Annotated in this window: 14 protein-coding genes; 2 read left to right on the forward strand and 12 right to left on the reverse strand. The window is 70.8% G+C overall.

The window, feature by feature from the left end; genetic code table 11:
* Window positions 1-9: 9 nt before the first annotated feature.
* The 11 genes from ACIBJH_RS35560 to ACIBJH_RS35610 form a co-directional block, all read right to left on the reverse strand.
* Window positions 10-861 (reverse strand): creatininase family protein, encoded by an 852-nt coding sequence (locus ACIBJH_RS35560; RefSeq protein ID WP_399121070.1) that lies wholly within the window; start codon window positions 859-861, stop codon window positions 10-12.
* Between the two features lie 67 nt (window positions 862-928).
* A complete protein-coding gene (locus tag ACIBJH_RS35565) occupies window positions 929-1,387 on the reverse strand; it encodes a cytidine deaminase (protein ID WP_399121072.1) in 459 nt (152 codons plus the stop codon).
* Window positions 1,384-2,148, reverse strand: a complete 765-nt coding sequence (locus ACIBJH_RS35570) for an amidohydrolase family protein (protein ID WP_019071637.1) — start codon at window positions 2,146-2,148, stop codon at window positions 1,384-1,386. Before ACIBJH_RS35570 ends, ACIBJH_RS35565 begins: the two co-directional genes overlap by 4 nt.
* Window positions 2,149-2,167: 19 nt before the next feature.
* Window positions 2,168-3,130, reverse strand: coding sequence for an ABC transporter ATP-binding protein (locus ACIBJH_RS35575; RefSeq protein WP_399121073.1), 963 nt, complete (start codon window positions 3,128-3,130; stop codon window positions 2,168-2,170).
* Window positions 3,127-4,140 carry an ABC transporter ATP-binding protein gene (locus ACIBJH_RS35580; protein WP_399121075.1) on the reverse strand — a complete coding sequence of 338 codons (1,014 nt, stop codon included), beginning with the start codon at window positions 4,138-4,140 and terminating at the stop codon, window positions 3,127-3,129. Before ACIBJH_RS35580 ends, ACIBJH_RS35575 begins: the two co-directional genes overlap by 4 nt.
* A complete protein-coding gene (locus ACIBJH_RS35585; protein ID WP_399121076.1) occupies window positions 4,137-4,826 on the reverse strand; it encodes an alpha/beta hydrolase in 690 nt (229 codons plus the stop codon). The genes ACIBJH_RS35580 and ACIBJH_RS35585 overlap by 4 nt, the downstream gene beginning before the upstream one ends.
* A gap of 5 nt (window positions 4,827-4,831) precedes the next feature.
* Window positions 4,832-5,902, reverse strand: a complete 1,071-nt coding sequence (locus tag ACIBJH_RS35590) for an ABC transporter permease (protein ID WP_399121078.1) — start codon at window positions 5,900-5,902, stop codon at window positions 4,832-4,834.
* Window positions 5,899-6,810, reverse strand: a complete 912-nt coding sequence (locus ACIBJH_RS35595; RefSeq protein WP_399121079.1) for an ABC transporter permease — start codon at window positions 6,808-6,810, stop codon at window positions 5,899-5,901. Before ACIBJH_RS35595 ends, ACIBJH_RS35590 begins: the two co-directional genes overlap by 4 nt.
* Entirely contained in the window at window positions 6,803-8,458 is a 1,656-nt protein-coding gene (locus ACIBJH_RS35600; RefSeq protein WP_399121081.1) for an ABC transporter substrate-binding protein, read from the reverse strand. The genes ACIBJH_RS35595 and ACIBJH_RS35600 overlap by 8 nt, the downstream gene beginning before the upstream one ends.
* 152 nt (window positions 8,459-8,610) lie before the next feature.
* A complete protein-coding gene (locus ACIBJH_RS35605) occupies window positions 8,611-9,423 on the reverse strand; it encodes an N-acyl homoserine lactonase family protein (protein WP_399121082.1) in 813 nt (270 codons plus the stop codon).
* A gap of 92 nt (window positions 9,424-9,515) precedes the next feature.
* Entirely contained in the window at window positions 9,516-10,064 is a 549-nt protein-coding gene (locus ACIBJH_RS35610; RefSeq protein ID WP_399121084.1) for a CGNR zinc finger domain-containing protein, read from the reverse strand.
* Between the two features lie 100 nt (window positions 10,065-10,164).
* Here ACIBJH_RS35610 and ACIBJH_RS35615 point away from each other — a divergent pair, with 100 nt between their 5' ends.
* Together ACIBJH_RS35615 and ACIBJH_RS35620 are read left to right on the forward strand one after the other, a co-directional pair.
* On the forward strand, window positions 10,165-11,382 hold the full coding sequence (locus ACIBJH_RS35615) for an MFS transporter (RefSeq protein WP_399121085.1): 1,218 nt from the start codon (window positions 10,165-10,167) through the stop codon (window positions 11,380-11,382).
* A 125-nt stretch (window positions 11,383-11,507) separates the two neighbouring features.
* On the forward strand, window positions 11,508-13,898 hold the full coding sequence (locus ACIBJH_RS35620) for an ATP-binding cassette domain-containing protein (protein ID WP_399121086.1): 2,391 nt from the start codon (window positions 11,508-11,510) through the stop codon (window positions 13,896-13,898).
* A 26-nt stretch (window positions 13,899-13,924) separates the two neighbouring features.
* Here the strand turns inward: ACIBJH_RS35620 and ACIBJH_RS35625 are convergent, their stop codons facing one another.
* Window positions 13,925-16,036, reverse strand: a complete 2,112-nt coding sequence (locus tag ACIBJH_RS35625) for a bifunctional serine/threonine-protein kinase/ABC transporter substrate-binding protein (protein WP_399121087.1) — start codon at window positions 16,034-16,036, stop codon at window positions 13,925-13,927.
* Window positions 16,037-16,061: the final 25 nt, after the last annotated feature.

The following is a 16,061-nucleotide window of genomic DNA, read 5'->3' on the forward strand; positions in this document are numbered from 1 at the left end:
TGTTCTCCTTCACGCCTGGCGTCCGGGACGGTGAGTGGGGTCGGGCCACGGCTCACGGACCGCCGTGGACACCGCCCGGGCTGTGGTCAGGACGCAGCGGTCGAACTCCGCCTCGCCGTGCTTGGGGTTCGCGTCGGCCACGTCCCGGCCCCACACCCCGGTCTCGCTGACCTGGTCCATGCGGTAGTCCCAGAACGAGTCGACGTCGACGTGGGAAGTGGCCCGGTCCATTCGCACCAACTCCGGCGCGAGGTGCAGCATCACGGACGTCTCGAAGAAGTTGGCGTGCATCAACGCCCGCCCGTACGTGACATGTCCGTCGACTTCGGGCCCCGGATACATGGTCACGTACCCCAACGCCCGCACCCGCGCGTCCCGGTGACGGACCCTCAGTTTCTCGGCCGACACATCGAGCGCGCCGTTGTTCCAGATGTGCCCGTTGAGCAGCACGAACTGCCGTACTCCAGAGGCGTACAGGGAGTCGATGACATCCTCGACGACGGCGATCATCGTCTCCGGCCGCAACGCCACCGTCCCCGCGAAGTCGCCGTGCGACGCCGACACGCCGAAGCTCAGCGGCGGTACGACGGGCACGCCGGTCAGTGCGGAGACGCCGAGGGCGACCGCTTCGCAGATCCGGGTGTCCACGGCGAGGGGGAGATGAGGGCCGTGCTGTTCGGTGGCGCCCACGGGGATGATGACGGCGTCCTGGGCGACGGCCGTGGACTCGGCCTCCGGCCAGGTCAGCTCCTCCCACAGCACCGGCGTCCCGGATCCGCCCAACTGCGCGGCGAGTTCGGGGACATCGAGCCCGGTGGGGACGGTCCGACCGGACGGACCGATGACGAAGTCGGACGACATGGCTCTCCTCTCCTCGGGACCGATGGCGTTCGTCATCGGCGTGGACTCTTCTCGGGATCGATGGCGTTCACCATCGGCGTCGGCTCTTCTCGGGCAGCAGGTCCAGGGCGCGCAGCGGGACGGGCTCGTCCCCGTCGACCGTGGTGACCCACACGGTGGCGTCCGGGCAGTAGTCGCTGATCAGCTCGCGGCACACCCCGCACGGTGCGATGATCCGGAACCAGCCCGCCGGCTTGATCTGCACCGACACCACCGACGTGATGTTCAACTCCGCACCACCGGGCAGCGCGCCCCGGGCGGTCCCCATGGCCACCCCCTCGGCGCAGATCGAACTGCGCCGGCAGGAACCCTCCACATGGACCCCGGTGTGCACCCGGCCGTCCGCCGTGCGCAGCGCGGTCGCGACCTCGTGTCGGCCCGACTGCCACACCCGCGCCAGCAAGTGCTGTGCGGTGGCGAGGAGTTCGACGTCGTCCTCGTGCATCGACGGCGGTACGGCCACCGGCCGCACGTTCACGGCGCTCATACCGTCAGCCCCAGCAGCCGGGCCATGTTGCCGCCTTCGACGAGCGCCCGGTCCTTCTCGTCCTCGACCGCCTTGGCGATCTTCATACGTTCCAGGTCGAAGTCGGAGCCGGGCCACTCGCTGCCCATCAGGATCTTCTCCGGCCCGAGCCGCGCGTAGGCGCGCTTCACGTCGCTCATCAGCGTCGCCGACGTCTCCAGATACACGTGCGGCTGCCGCTCGGCCACGATGATCGCCTCCGGCACGTTCCACACCGCCCCCATGTGGGCGATGATCGTGGGGACTTGGGGGTGGTCCCGGGCGATCTCCTCGATGGCCAGCGGCGCGCAGAAGGCGTCGTCGAGAGCGTTGATGAGAACGAGCAGTCCGCGCCGCGCGCACGCCTCGAAGACCGGGTCGAGGAGGCCGTGGTCGGCGACGTGGTAGCCGTGCAGGCTCGGGTGCAGCTTCAGCCCGACCAGACCCGCGTCGGCCATCCGGTCGATCTCGTCGAGCGCGTCGTCGGCCTGCGGCATCACCTGCCCGAAGCCGAAGAACCGGTCCGGGTAGGTGGCCACCAGCGAGGCGATGAAGTCGTTCTCGATGCGCTGCGCGAGCGAGCACACCATCGCCATGTCCACTCCGGCCGCGTCCATCCGGTCGAGGATGCGCCGCGGCTCGAAGGGTTTGTACGGCGGCGGGGCCTGGCCCTTGCGGGCGCCGGTGAGGTAGTCGGAACGGCCGCGGACGTCCTGGGTGGTGTTGTACGCGTCGATGATCAAGGCGGTTCGTCCTTACTCGCTACTCGCTGGTGACCAGGGGAAGGTGGCAGCGCACACTGCGGCCCGGCGTGATCTCGCGCAGCTCGGGGGCCGTGGTGCGGCACTCCTCCGTGGCGATCGGGCACCGGGTGCGGAACAGGCAGCCCTCGGGTGGTTTCGCCGGATCGGGCAACTCGCCCTCCAGTACCTCCTGTTCACGTTTCTCCCCGGGGCGCAGCACCGGCACGGAGGACAGCAGCGCGCGGCTGTAGGGGTGTGCGGGGGTGTCGAAGAAGGCGTCGCGGGAAGCGATCTCGATGATCTGGCCGAGATACATGACCGCGATCCGGTCGGCGATGTGCCGTACGACGCCCAGGTCGTGCGAGATGAACAGCATCGTCAGGCCCCGGTCGCGGACCAGGTCGGAGAGCAGGTTCAGCACCTGGGCCTGGATCGACACGTCCAGCGCCGAGACCGCCTCGTCGGCCACCACGAACTGCGGAGAAGAGGCCAACGCCCGTGCGATGCCGATGCGTTGGCGCTGTCCGCCGGAGAACTCGTGCGGCCTGCGTCCGCCGGCCTCCGCGCCCAGACCGACCAGGTCGAGCAGCTCGGCCACCGTCTTCGTGGCCTCGGTACGGGTGGCACCGCGTGCTCGCAACAAGGGTTCGGCGACGATGTCGGCGATCCTCCGGCGCGGATTCAGCGAACCGAACGGGTCCTGGAAGACCATCTGCAACTCGGCACGGGTACGCCGCAGTTGGCGCCCGCGCAACCGAGTGAGGTCGGTGCCGTCGAACTCGATCCGGCCCGAGGCGGGCTCGATCACCCGCAACAGGGCCCGCCCGAGCGTCGACTTCCCGCAGCCCGACTCGCCGACCAGGCCGAGGGTCTCGCCCTGGAGGATGTCGAGGTCGACGTCACGCAGCGCCCTGACCCGGCCGCCCGCCCGGCTCGGGTACTCGACCCGCAGCTCGCGGGCCTGGATCAGCGCGGCGGTCATGCGAGGCCTCCCTGGGTACGGGCCGTGGCGCGGGCGGGGGAGGGCAGCACGCAGGCGTCGAGGTGCCCGTCGTCGCCGTGCCGCTGCCGCAGCACCGGCCGCTCGGCACACGCGTCGTGGACGAAGGGGCAGCGGGGCGCGAACGCGCAGCCGGACGGCCGGTCCACCCCGGTCAGCGGACTGCCCGCGATGGTCGGCAGGCGTCGTACGACAGGACCGTCGATGGGTGGGACGGAGCCCAACAACCCCATCGTGTAGGGGTGTTGGGGGTGGAACAGCACCTCCTCGCGCAGCCCCTGCTCCACGATCCGGCCCGCGTACATCACCGCCACCCGGTCCGCGACCTCGGCCACGACGCCCAGGTCATGGGTGATCAGCAGGACGGAGGTGCCGTGGTCGCGCTGGACGCGCTTGAGTACGGCGAGGACCTGGGCCTGGATCGTGACGTCGAGGGCCGTGGTGGGTTCGTCGGCGATCAGTACCGCCGGGTCGTTGGCCAGGCCCATCGCGATCATCACGCGTTGGCGCATGCCGCCGGAGAGCTGGTGGGGGTAGGCGCGTGCCGTGCGGTCCGGGCCCGCGATGCCGACCTCGCCGAGCAACTCGACTGCGCGGGCAGCTGCCTGACCCCGTGTCACATCGCGGTGGGCGCGGATCATCTCGGAGACCTGGGCACCCGCGCGGTGCAGCGGGTTGAGTGCGGCCAGTGCGTCCTGGAAGACGACCGCGATGTCCTTGCCGCGCACCCCGCGCAACTCCCGCTCCGACGCGGCTACCAGGTCACGGTCTTTGAAGACCGCCTCGCCGGTGATGTGAGTGCGCGGACCGCGGTTGAGGCCGACCAGGCTCATCGACAGGGCGGACTTCCCCGACCCCGACTCGCCCACCAGCGCGAGGACTTCGCCCTGGCGGAGGGTGAGGTCCACGCCGTCCACGGCGGGCAGTCGGCCCGCCGGTACGTCGAACTGGACGTGCAGGTCCCGGACTTCGAGCACGGGCGTTGACGTCATGAGCCGTCGCCCACGGCCAGGGCCGCCGTGTGGATCAGGTCGGCGACGCGCTCGGGCCAGACCAGGGTCGTGTAGTGGCTGCCCGGTACGTGCTCGACGGTGGCCTTCATGCGGGCCGCCATGTCGTTCTGGATCTCCGGGCGCAGGGTGCGGTCGTCGTCGGCGACCAGATACCAACTGGGCAGCGTGCGCCAGGCCGGTGTGCCGGTCGGCTGGGTGAAGACGAGGTTCTCCGCCTTGCGGCCCTCCGCCTCCACCACGGCCCGCTGCTCGGGGGAGAGGTCGGGGCCTATCTCCGCCCAGAACTCCTCGCTCGTCTCGGACTTCCACTCGCCGTTGGGGCCGCGCCGCATGTACTTGGAGATCTCGGCCTCCTCGTACCGCTCGACGATCTCGTTGACCGTCTCGCCCTCGTCGGGCCCGAACGCGGCTATGTAGACAAGCCCCTTGACCCGCGGATCGCGCCCGACATTGCTGATGACCGCGCCGCCGTAGGAGTGCCCGGCCAGCAGCACCGGGCCCGTCGTCTCCGCCAGCACGGCCGCCGTGTTGGCGACGTCGTCCTCCAACGAAGTCATCGGGTTGGTGACGGTGAACAGCCGGTGACCGCGGGCGGCCAGCAGGGGCTGGACGGCCGACCAGGTCGTCGGCCGTCCGCCGGCACCGTGGACGAGCACGATGTCCATGCGGGTCATCCTTTCCGTAGCCGCGGATCGAGGACTGTGTAGAGCACGTCCACCGCGTGGTTGACCAGGGTGAAGAGGAGCGCGATGGCGAGGGCGGCGCCCTGCACCACGGGGTAGTCGCGTTGCAGGACGCCCTGCACGAGCAGGCGGCCGACACCGGCGTACGAGAAGACCGTCTCGGTGATCACCGAACCGCCCAGCAGCGACCCGAACTGGAGCCCGAGGACGGTCACGATGGGCAGCCAGGAGTTGCGCAGCACGTGGTGGCGGATCACCGCACCCTCGCTCAGGCCCTTCATCCGTGCGGTCCTGACGAAGTCGTCGTCGAGGACCTCCAGCACCGAGGCCCGCACGATGCGGGTGATGAACCCGGCCATCGACAGCGCCAGGGTCACGGCGGGCAGGATCAGATGCTGGATCCAGGGCCACACCAGCTCGGGGCGGTTCTGCAGAATCGCGTCCAGGAGAACGAAGTTGGTGGTCGGGTTGTAGTCCAGCGAGCTGGGCAGCCGGCCGAGGACCGGGAGCCAGCGCAGCCACACGCCGAACACGACGATGCCGAGCACGCCGAGCGCGAACCAGGGGAGCGAGAAGCTGACCGTGGCGACGGCCCGCGTCGAGTGGTCGATCCAACTCCCTTTGCGCAGCGCGGCGATGACCCCGGTGACGACACCGAGCAGCACTGCGATCGTCATCGCCGCCAGCGTCAACTCGATCGTGGCGGGGAGCGCGTCGCCGAGCAGGCCCAGGACGCTGTTGGAGCCGTAGAACGAGGTGCCGAGCCGCAGGTGCACCAAGTCGTTGAGGAAGGTGCCGTATTGGGCGATGAGCGGTCGGTCGAGGCCGAGTGCCTTGTTGACGCGCGCTTCGTTGGCGGCCAGTTCGGCCGCGGAGAGGTTGTTGCCGCCGGCCGCGAGCGAGGTCGCCGGTGAGCCGGGCAGCAGGCGCATCGCGAGGAACACGAGGCTGGCCAGCGCGAACAGGACGACAGGGATGACCGCGAGTCGTCGTAGGACCAACAGGGTTGGTCCCGCTGACCACTTGGGCCTGCGGAGAGGGAGCAGTGCGGTCGTCACGCGGGCCCCTTCACGTCGAGCGCGTCGCGCAGGTCGTCGCCCACGAAGTTGCAGGCGACGACGAACAGCAGCGTGAACGTCGCGGGCAGGACGACCAGTCGGGGTGCCGTGTAGAGGAACTCCTGGCCCGCCTGGACCATGTAGCCCCAGTCGGGCTGCGGGGGTTGGATGCCGAGGCCGAGGTAGGACAGGCCGGCGGCGAAGCCCGCCGCGATCGAGAGTGTCATGACGACCTGCGCGAGCATCGGTCCTGCGATGTTAGGGAGGAGTTCGCGGGCCAGGATGCGCGAGGTGCGGGTGCCGCCCAACTTGGCGGCGACGACGTAGTCATGGGCCGCCTCGCGCGCGGTCAGGGCGCGGGCCAGCCGGGCCAGACCTGGCGCGAGGGACACCCCGATGCCGAAGACCAGACTGACCGTGCCCGGTCCCGCGGCCGCCACGAGGAGGATGACGAGCAGGATGGAGGGGAAGGCGAGGGCGAGGTCGACGATCCGCATCAGGACCTGCTCGACGACACCGCCCGCATACCCGGCGACGAGTCCGATCCCGGTTCCCACGACGGCCGCCAGCGCGGTCGCCGAGAACGCCACCAGCAGCAACGGCCGTGCGCCGTGCACCAGTCGGGCCAGTTCGTCGCGGCCCAGGTCGTCCGTGCCGAACAGATGGCCGGACGAGCCCATGGGCAGGAGCGCCGAGGACGTCTGACGCAGCGGGTCCACCTGGACCAACAGCGGTCCCACGACCGCCACCAGGACCAGGACGATCAGCACCAGCCAGGACAGCACGGCCGGCCAGGACCGTGCCAACCGGCGCCGACGCCATACGGCGAGGACCGTCCGCCCGGTGAAGGGCGACGAAGGGGGCCCTACGGTCGCCACGGGTGGTGGAGCCGTCGTGGTGTCAGACACTGGCCTTCTCCATGTAACACCGGTGGTTGGCCAGCGCCGCCGTGTTCATGTGCTTCACGTGCGAGCCGCTGACCACCAGGTTGGCGAAGCAGGCCAGCATCGACAGGACCATGTAGTCCTCGGCCCAACGGCGTTGGATCTTCGTGTAGGCGGCCGTGCGCTGCGCGCCGAGGGGCAGGTTCTTGGCCGTCTCCAGTTCCGCGGCGAGCGAGGCGGAGCCCTTCAGCGTGTCCATGCCGGTGATGGTCGCGCCGTAGAGGCCGGTGGGGCTGGCCATGGCGCCGACCATGTCGTTGGCGTCCGGGACGTAGGTGTTGCGCTCCCAGATCATCAGGTCGTGGTAGTCGTCCTTGCCGTCGAGCAGCCGGGTGAAGTAGGTGGCCGGGTCGACGGAGGTGGTGACCACCTTGAAGCCGACGTCGGTGAGGTTCTGGGCGACGATCTGCGCGGCCTTCGGGTGCCAGGAGTCGCTGGCCGCCATGAGCCGGATGCGGCGGCCACCGGCACCGGCCTCGGCGACGAGCTTCTTCGCCTTCGCCGTGTCCTGGGTGCTGAGGTCGGCGAGGCTGGTGTCGTAGCCGCTCTGCGCGGGCGGGATGGCGTAGCCGGCGGGCAGCGCGCCGACGCCGTAGAAGGCCTGGTCGAGAATGGACTTGCGGTCTATCGCGAGGTTGATGGCCTGGCGGACCTTGAGTTCGGGGACGCGGCGGGCGTCGATCATCAGGATCGCGTTGGCGTTGTACGGCGTCTTGTAGACCGTCACCGAGTCGTCCTTGCGCAGCTGCGCGGCGGCGGAGTACGGGGTGAACTGGGTGGCCGAGATGTCGCCGCTGAGCAGCGAACTGACGATCGTCGAGGGGTCCTGGACCTGGCGGAGCACCAGCCGGTCGACCGGCGGTCTGCCGAGGCGGAAGTCGTCGAAGGCCGTGAGGGTGATGGACTGGCCGGAGGTGGCGGCGGAGAAGGCGAACGGGCCGGTGCCGACGAGGTGTTTGCCGATGTCCGCGCCGTATTTCTTCAGCGCGGCCTTGGAGATGATGCGGCCACCGATGTCGGACAACTGGCCGAGGGTCGTGCGGTCCGGCTTCTTGAGGACCATCTTGACGGTGAGGTCGTCCGGAGCGGTCAGCGAGGCGACGTTCGCGCCGAGGTCGGACAGCGGACGGGTGGCGCCCTTGGGCAGTGTCGGGTCCTTCTCGTTGAACTGCCGTCCCAGGCTTGCCAGTACGTCCGCCGAGGTCAGTGTCGTACCGTCGTGGAACTTGACGCCCTCGCGCAGGGCGAAGGTGTAGGTGAGCTGGTCGTCGGAGATCGTCCAGCTCTTGGCCAGGTCGGGCGTGGGCTCGTTGGTCTCGAAGGAGATGAAGGTCAGGCCCCGGCAGATGCAGTCGACGGCCATCCAGTCGCCCAACGAGGTGTAGAACGTCGGGTCGTTGACCGCGCTCGTGGCGTCGATGGCGAGGGTCAGCGTGCCGCCCTTGCTGCTCCCCTTCGCGTCGTCGGCCGCCGCACCGCAGGCGCTGAGCAGGGCGGGGAGCCCGAAGCCGACGCCCACTCCGAGCAGTCCCGCGCCCCGGAGCATGGTGCGGCGCGACGCCGTCGACGGGATGGAGCCGGGTGACGACGATCCAGCTGACTGGTCCGGCATGTGGGCCTCCTTGGGCACCGATCCTCGGATAATGGATCTCAAAGTGTCAAGATTGGATCCAATAACATGTTCACGGGCCACAGGGTCCCTCTCGTGTCCCGGGTGTTAAAGGCGTGTGAACCGGGCTGTGGGCGCGATCCGGCCAGTGCCGGCTACGCGCCCGGAACGCCCCGGCGACGGATCAACTCGGGCCAGGCCACGGGGTCATGGCCGGGAATGAGTTCGTAGCCGCGTTCGGCGGCGATGCGCTTGAGCCGGCGGATGGGCTCCACCGTGCTCTCCGGGTCGACACCGATCGAGGCGCCGATCGGACGCTCGTGCTCGATGTTCTCGGTGAGGTCGGCCGCGTCGAAGGCGAACACGAAACCGCCGCCGTCCGCGAGGTCGACGACGAAGCTCTGGTGCCCTGGGGTGTGCCCGGCGGTCAGTACGGCGGTCACACCGGGGGCGATCTCCACGTCCCCTTCGGCCTGTCGCCAGTCGATGCGCGGGTCGTCGAAGTCGACGCGGAAGATGGAGTGGCGCTCGACCTCGGGCTGCCCGGACAGGCCGTAGGAGAGTTCCTCGCGCTGGACATGCACCGGCACCCGGCCGGCGAAGTGCTTGAGCCCGCCCGCATGATCGGCGTGCAGATGACTGACGGCCACCGCGTGGATCGCGTCCATCGCGATACCGGCCGCGTCGAGGGCCTCCTCCAGCGGCTCGCCCGGACCCGGCAGGATCGGCCGGTAGTTGGGGGAGCCGTAGAAACGGCGGCGCAGGGCCGGGTCCCGGATCAGCGCCGTGTTGAAGCCCGTGTCGAGCAACAGCCAGCCGCCGTCGCACTCCAGGAGGACCGCCGGCACGGGTTCACGCAGCCGTTCCTCGTACGGGGCGCCGTGCACGGAGACGGACTTGGGGAGTTCCTCCCAGCCCAGCAGCAGGGGCACGATCCTGCGTACGCCGTGGCGTGTCATGAGGTTCATGGGTGATCCGTTTCGGGAGGGATCCACACTCTAAGTATGTGGATCCCAAAGGCGGTTGCGGAGAGGTGAACAAGTTCTCTCCGCCGCGCCGGTCAGGCCGTCCTGCCGCGCAGGGTCTCCTTCTTGGCGCGGTTTCCGCAGGTGCCCATGGAGCACCAACGGCGGTTCCCGGGGCGTGAGGTGTCGAGGAACAGGGCGCCGCAGGTCGGGCCCGCGCAGTTGCGGAGGCGGGTGAGAGACGGGGAGGTCGCGAGGTCCAGGGCGTCACGGGCGACGAGGGCGAGGGTGGCCGGGACGGGGTCCTCGGCCAGCCAGTCGAGCCGCCCCGCGCGGTCCAGGCGTGGCACCGGGACGGGATGCGCCGCGGCCTCGTTGACCAGGGCGAGCGGGTGCGCGTCGGGCATCCGGCCGGCCCGGGCGGCGGTGATCAGGACGTAGACCGCCTCGCGAAGGTCGCGTGCCCGAGCAGCGTCGGCGTTCCCTTCCGTGGTGCATGGGCCGCACTGCCGTACCCAGGCCGACAGGGCCTCGGCGTCGGGGAGTTCCTCCACCACGCCGGGCGAACCACGGTGGCGCAGGGTGCGGATGAAGTCCAGGCAGAGGCGCCCGGCGCCCTGGCGGAAGCGCGGAGTCGATGACACGCGCTCAGCCTACTCCCCAGGAACCGGTTTAAGTGGTGCCAGTTGAGTAGCTCGCCTGCTACCGTCATTCGAACCAGTCAAACCGGTTCTCGCGTGAGGTGTGTCCGTGCCCCGCTGGGTGATCCTCGTCCTGTCCCTCGCCTGCGGTGTGGGCGTCTCGACCATCTACTTCCCGCAGGCGATCAGCTCGCTCATCGCCGCCGACCTGAACGTCTCGGCCGCGTCCGCCGCCCTCGTCGTCACGGCGGCCCAATTCGGGTACGCCGCCGGGATCTTCCTCCTCGTCCCGCTCGGCGACCGGCTCCCGCACCGCCCCCTGATCGTCACCCTGCTCGTGCTCACCGCCGCCGGACTGCTCGCCGCGAGCGCCGCGCCCTCGCTCCCGCTGCTCGTCGCCGCGAGCGCGATCACCGGCGTGACGACCGTCGTGCCGCAGATCATCATCCCGATGGCCGCCGGACTCGTCCCCGCCGAACGCCGCGGAGCCGTCACCGGCACCCTCCTCAGCGGCCTGATCGGCGGCATCCTCCTGGCCCGTACCTTCAGCGGCACCCTCGGCGAACGGTTCGGCTGGCGGGCGCCGTACCTCGTGGCCGCGGTCGTCGTCCTGGTGCTGGCCGCGGTCCTCTCGCGGGCCGTCCCGCCGACCACACCGTCCACGCAGCACGGCTACCCGGCCCTGATATCCGCCCCGCTGCGACTGCTGCGCACCGAACCGGATCTCCGCCGCTCCTGCCTCTACCAGGCCATGGTCTTCGGCGGCTTCAGCGCCGCCTGGACCACGCTCACCCTGCTTGTCACCGGACCGACGTACGGCATGGGCGCCCAGGCGGTGGGCATCCTCGGACTGGTCGGCGCGGCCAGCATGTTCAGCACCCCCCTCGCCGGGCGGCTGGCCGACCGCAGGGGCCCCGACACGGTCAGCCTCCTCGCCATGCTCGGCACGATCGCCGCGGCTGCGCTGCTCGTACCGGCCGCCGGGGGAGGCAGGGCCGGGCTGCTGACCCTGGCCGCGGGCATGCTGCTGCTCGACGTCGCCGTCCAGTCCGGCCAGGTCGCCAACCAGGCCCGCATCTTCGCGCTACGGCCCGAGGCCCGGGCCCGTATCAACACCGCGTACATGACCTGCGCGTTCCTCGGCGGCAGCGCGGGTTCCTGGCTGGGGGTGCGGACGTACGACCGGTTCGGCTGGCGGGGTGTGACGGGGCTGGTCACCACGCTGGGCGTGGTGGCGCTGGGTCGGCACCTGCACCACGTACGTCGTGCGCGACCGAACCGGTCAGGATTCGAGAAGCGCGAGGCCGCGCGACACCCCTAGCGTGACTGCCAGGCACATCGCCGAGTACCGGAAGCGGACGTACCGCTCGAAGCCTGGTTGGATCGAGCCGGGCGATGACCGCCGAGCGACTCTCGGCGGCCCGGCGCAGACGGAGGGAACGCACGATGAGCAAGGCCACGAGAACGGACACGCAGTCGTCCGGGCTGCACGCTGCCGACAGCCACGACCTGATCCGCGTGCACGGGGCGCGCGAGAACAATCTCAAGGACGTCAGCATCGAGATCCCGAAGCGTCGGCTGACGGTGTTCACCGGTGTCTCCGGCTCGGGCAAGAGCTCACTCGTGTTCGACACGATCGCCGCGGAGTCGCAGCGGCTGATCAACGAGACGTACAGCGCCTTCGTGCAGGGCTTCATGCCGACGCTGGCCCGCCCCGAGGTCGATGTCCTCGACGGGCTGACCACCGCGATCATCGTCGACCAGCAGCGGCTGGGCGCCGACCCCCGCTCCACCGTCGGCACCGCCACCGACGCCAACGCCATGCTGCGCATCCTCTTCAGCCGGCTCGGCAAGCCGTACCTCGGCTCGCCGAAGGCGTTCTCCTTCAACGTCGCCTCGATCAGCGGCGCGGGCGCGGTCACCATGGAACGCGGCGGACAGAAGGTGAAGGAGCGCCGCAGCTTCAGCATCACCGGCGGCATGTGCCCGCGCTGCGAGGGCCGCGGCTCGGTCACCGATCTCGACCTCACCCAGCTCTACGACGACTCCAAGTCCCTTGCGGAGGGCGCGATCACCGTTCCCGGCTACACGGGCGGCGGCTGGAACTCGCGCCTCTACGTCGAGTCCGGCTTCTTCGACCCCGACAAGCCCATCAGCAAGTTCACGAAGAAGGAACTGCAGGACTTCCTGCACCGCGAGCCGACCAGGATGAAGATCGCGGGCATCAACATGACCTACGAGGGTCTGATCCCGCGCATCCAGAAGTCGATGCTCGCCAAGGACCGGGAGGGCATGCAGCCGCACATCCGGGAGTTCGTGGACCGGGCCGTCACCTTCACCACCTGCCCCGACTGCGAGGGCACCCGCCTGAACGAGGGCGCCCGCTCGTCGAAGATCAAGGGCATCAGCATCGCGGACGCCTGCGCGATGCAGATCAGCGACCTGGCCGAGTGGGTGCGCGGCCTCGACGAACCGTCGGTCGCGCCACTGCTCACCGCGCTGCGGCAGGCCCTCGACTCGTTCGTGGAGATCGGCCTCGGCTATCTCTCGCTGAACCGGCCGGCGGGCACGCTGTCGGGCGGCGAGGCGCAGCGCGTCAAGATGATCCGCCATCTCGGCTCCTCCCTCACCGACGTGACGTACGTCTTCGACGAGCCGACCATCGGACTGCACCCGCACGACATCCAGCGCATGAACGACCTGCTGCTGCGCCTGCGCGACAAGGGCAACACCGTGCTCGTCGTCGAGCACAAGCCGGAGACCATCGCGATCGCCGACCACGTCGTCGACCTCGGTCCGGGCGCCGGTACGGCGGGCGGCACCGTCTGCTTCGAGGGCACCGTCGAGGGGCTGCGCACCGGCGGCACCATCACCGGCCGGCACTTCGACGACCGGGCCAAGCTGAAGGAGTCGACGCGCAAGCCCACCGGCGCCCTGGAGATCCGCGGCGCCGCGACCAACAACCTCCAGGACGTCGACGTCGACGTCCCGCTCGGCGTCCTCGCCGTCATCACCGGTGTCGCGGGCTCCGGCAAGAGTTCGCTGGTGCACGGGTCGATCCCGGCCGGCGAGAACGTCGTGTCGGTCGACCAGGGCGCCATCCGCGGCTCACGCCGCAGCAACCCGGCGACGTACACCGGACTCCTCGAACCGATCCGCAAGGCCTTCGCCAAGGCCAACGGCGTGAAGCCCGCCCTGTTCAGCGCCAACTCCGAGGGCGCCTGCCCCACGTGCAACGGCGCCGGCGTCATCTACACCGACCTGGCGATGATGGCGGGCGTGGCCACCACCTGCGAGGAGTGCGAGGGGAAGCGGTTCGACGCGTCGGTCCTTGAGTACCACTTCGGCGGGCGTGACATCAGCGAGGTGCTCGCGATGTCGGTGACCGAGGCCGAGGAGTTCTTCGGCTCGGGCGAGGCGGCGACCCCGGCCGCGCACAAGATCCTGACCCGCCTCGCCGACGTCGGCCTCGGCTACCTCAGCCTCGGTCAGCCCCTCACCACCCTCTCCGGCGGCGAACGCCAGCGCCTCAAGCTGGCCACCCACATGTCCGACAAGGGTGGCGTCTACGTCCTGGACGAGCCCACCGCCGGCCTCCACCTCGCCGATGTCGAGCAACTCCTCGGCCTGCTGGACCGGTTGGTCGACTCCGGCAAGTCCGTCGTCGTCGTGGAACACCACCAGGCCGTCATGGCCCACGCCGACTGGATCATCGACCTCGGCCCCGGGGCCGGACACGACGGCGGAAAGATCGTCTTCGAGGGGACACCGGCCGACCTGGTCGACGCGCGGTCGACGCTCACGGGGGAGCACCTGGCGGCGTACGTGGGCGCCTGAGCGGGAGGAAGGACAGTCGGCGCGGCTCACGTCTTCCTGCCGAGGTCCTGGGCGCGTGCCACGTAGCGGGCGGTTCCGCCGGTCACCCGGTACAGGAACCTTCCGCCGCCCTCGGCGCCCGCCTCGAAGTTCTGCGTGGAGGCGTCGAAGCTCATGAGGCGGGTGATGCCCTGCCAGGGTCGGCGCAGGAGTTCCGAGCGCAGGGCGGTGCGGCCGTCGTCGCCGACGGAGGCGAGGCCGTGGGCGGCGAACCGGACGGCGTCGTACGCCTCGGCCGCCCAGGGCCCCGGCGCGTGCCCGTGGCGGGCGCGGAACGCGGCGGCGAACGCCTTCGTACGGGAGTCGGCGTTCGCGTCGGTGTAGCCCGTGCCGATCCGCCAGTCCTCGCCGACGGCCAGGAAGGGAGCGCCGAGCACGTGCTCGCCCGCGACCCGGGCGCCGAGGTGGCCCGCGTCCCGCAGCGCGCGGGCGCAGGCGGCGGCGCGGTCGGGGCGTACCCCGCCGAAGAAGACGGCGTCACGGGGGCGGGCGGCGATACGGCGGGCGGCTGTGGTGAAGTCCTCGTCCGCGGCGACCTCCTCCACCGTCGTCCCGCTGTCGAGCGCGCCGTAGACGGTGGTGATGCGGACCGTGGCCAGACTCTCCACCTCGGTGGCCACGTCGTGCACGATCACCGTGCGGGCGGGTTTGACGACCCGGTTCAGATGGGCCACTGCCGCGAGCGGGCCGACGGTGCGGGTGTCGCGCAGGACGAGCGCGGCGGTGACGTTGACGGTGTCGAGTTCGTCGGTGTCGGCGCGGGTGACCAGCAGGGTCAGCCGGGCCGTCGTGCAGGCGGCCAGGGCCGCGGGCACGGTCGCGTTCGTGCCCGCGGCGATCACCACGGACACGTCCGGGTCGGTGGCCAGCCGGGCGGCCGCCGCGGCGGAGCCCTTCGCGGTGCCTGCGTCGTCCGCGGTGCGCAGGACGAGGTCCAGGGGGCGCCGGGCGTCCTGGTTGTGCTGTTCGACGGCGAGGAGGGCGCCGCGCTCGTGGTCGGTGAAGAAGGGGTCGTCCGGGCTGCCGAGCAGGGCGACCACATGGCGGGAGCGACGTACGGAACCGGTGTTCGCCGACGCGGCGCCCCGGCCCCACCGCCACCACGCGCCCGCCCCGGCCGCCGCGGTGACACCGAGCGCGGCCCCCGCGACGAGCAGGCGCCGCCGGGTGGGCGAGGCCGGCGCGTCCACGGGGGTGGGCCCGGCGAGCACGGTCGGGTCGGGAACGGGCAGGTCCAGGACGCGTGCCGCACGGGCGGCGACCAGGGCCGGCAGCCCCTCGGGCAGCCACTCGGCCACGGTGAACTCGCCGAAGACGTCGCGGAGTTGACGGGCGCTGGGGCGGCGCTCCGGGTCCTTCGCCAGACATCGTCGTACGGTCCGGTCGAGGCTTTCCGGGATGCCGTCCAGGTCCGGTTCCTCCCCGACGGTCCGGAACAGCACGGCCGCCGCGCCACCGGTGCCGAACGGCGGGCGGCCGGTGGCCGTACGGGCGAGGACACAGCCGAGCGAGAAGATGTCGCTGGGCGGACCGACGGTGTGTCCGCGGGCCTGCTCGGGCGAGAGGTAGCCGGGGGAGCCGACGACGGAGCCGTCCGTGGTGAGCGCGGTCGCGCCGACGGCCCGGGCGATCCCGAAGTCGATCAGGCGCGGTCCGTCCGCGGCCAGCAGCACGTTCGCGGGCTTCACGTCCCGGTGGACCAGCCCGGCCGCGTGCACCCCGTCCAGCGCCTCGGCCAGCACGGCACCGAGCCCGCGCAACTGCGCCTCGGGCCAGGGGCCGCGCAGCGCCACGGCCTCGGCGAGGGACGGCCCGGGCACATAGGCGGTGGCCAGCCACGGGGAACGGGCGTCGGCGTCGGCCGCGACCACCGGCACGGTCCACCGGCTGGTGAGGCGCGACGCCAGCTCCGCCTCACGGCGGAAACGGGCGCGGAAACCGGGGTCGTCGGCGTACTCCTCGCGGATCACCTTCAGCGCGCACCACGCGCCGTGCGGCGAGCGCGCCAGATAGACGACGCCCATGCCGCCCGCCCCGAGCCGCCCGGCGAGCCGGTGCCCGCCGATCAGGGACGGATCGGTGGGCAGGAGCCCTTCCACGTCGGCCGCCTCCGTTTCGCAGTCG

Origin of the sequence: Streptomyces sp. NPDC050548, assembly GCF_044457385.1 — a bacterium.
GTDB lineage: Bacteria > Actinomycetota > Actinomycetes > Streptomycetales > Streptomycetaceae > Streptomyces.

Excerpts from the sequence above, each read along its gene's own strand:
- ACIBJH_RS35560 (WP_399121070.1), bottom strand. The coding sequence starts at position 861 with ATGTCGTCCGACTTCGTCATCGGTCCGTCCGGTCGGACCGTCCCCACC.
- ACIBJH_RS35565 (WP_399121072.1), bottom strand. The coding sequence starts at position 1,387 with ATGAGCGCCGTGAACGTGCGGCCGGTGGCCGTACCGCCGTCGATGCAC.
- ACIBJH_RS35575 (WP_399121073.1), bottom strand. The coding sequence starts at position 3,130 with ATGACCGCCGCGCTGATCCAGGCCCGCGAGCTGCGGGTCGAGTACCCG.
- ACIBJH_RS35580 (WP_399121075.1), bottom strand. The coding sequence starts at position 4,140 with ATGACGTCAACGCCCGTGCTCGAAGTCCGGGACCTGCACGTCCAGTTC.
- ACIBJH_RS35585 (WP_399121076.1), bottom strand. The coding sequence starts at position 4,826 with ATGGACATCGTGCTCGTCCACGGTGCCGGCGGACGGCCGACGACCTGG.
- ACIBJH_RS35600 (WP_399121081.1), bottom strand. The coding sequence starts at position 8,458 with ATGCCGGACCAGTCAGCTGGATCGTCGTCACCCGGCTCCATCCCGTCG.
- ACIBJH_RS35605 (WP_399121082.1), bottom strand. The coding sequence starts at position 9,423 with ATGAACCTCATGACACGCCACGGCGTACGCAGGATCGTGCCCCTGCTG.
- ACIBJH_RS35620 (WP_399121086.1), top strand. The coding sequence starts at position 11,508 with ATGAGCAAGGCCACGAGAACGGACACGCAGTCGTCCGGGCTGCACGCT.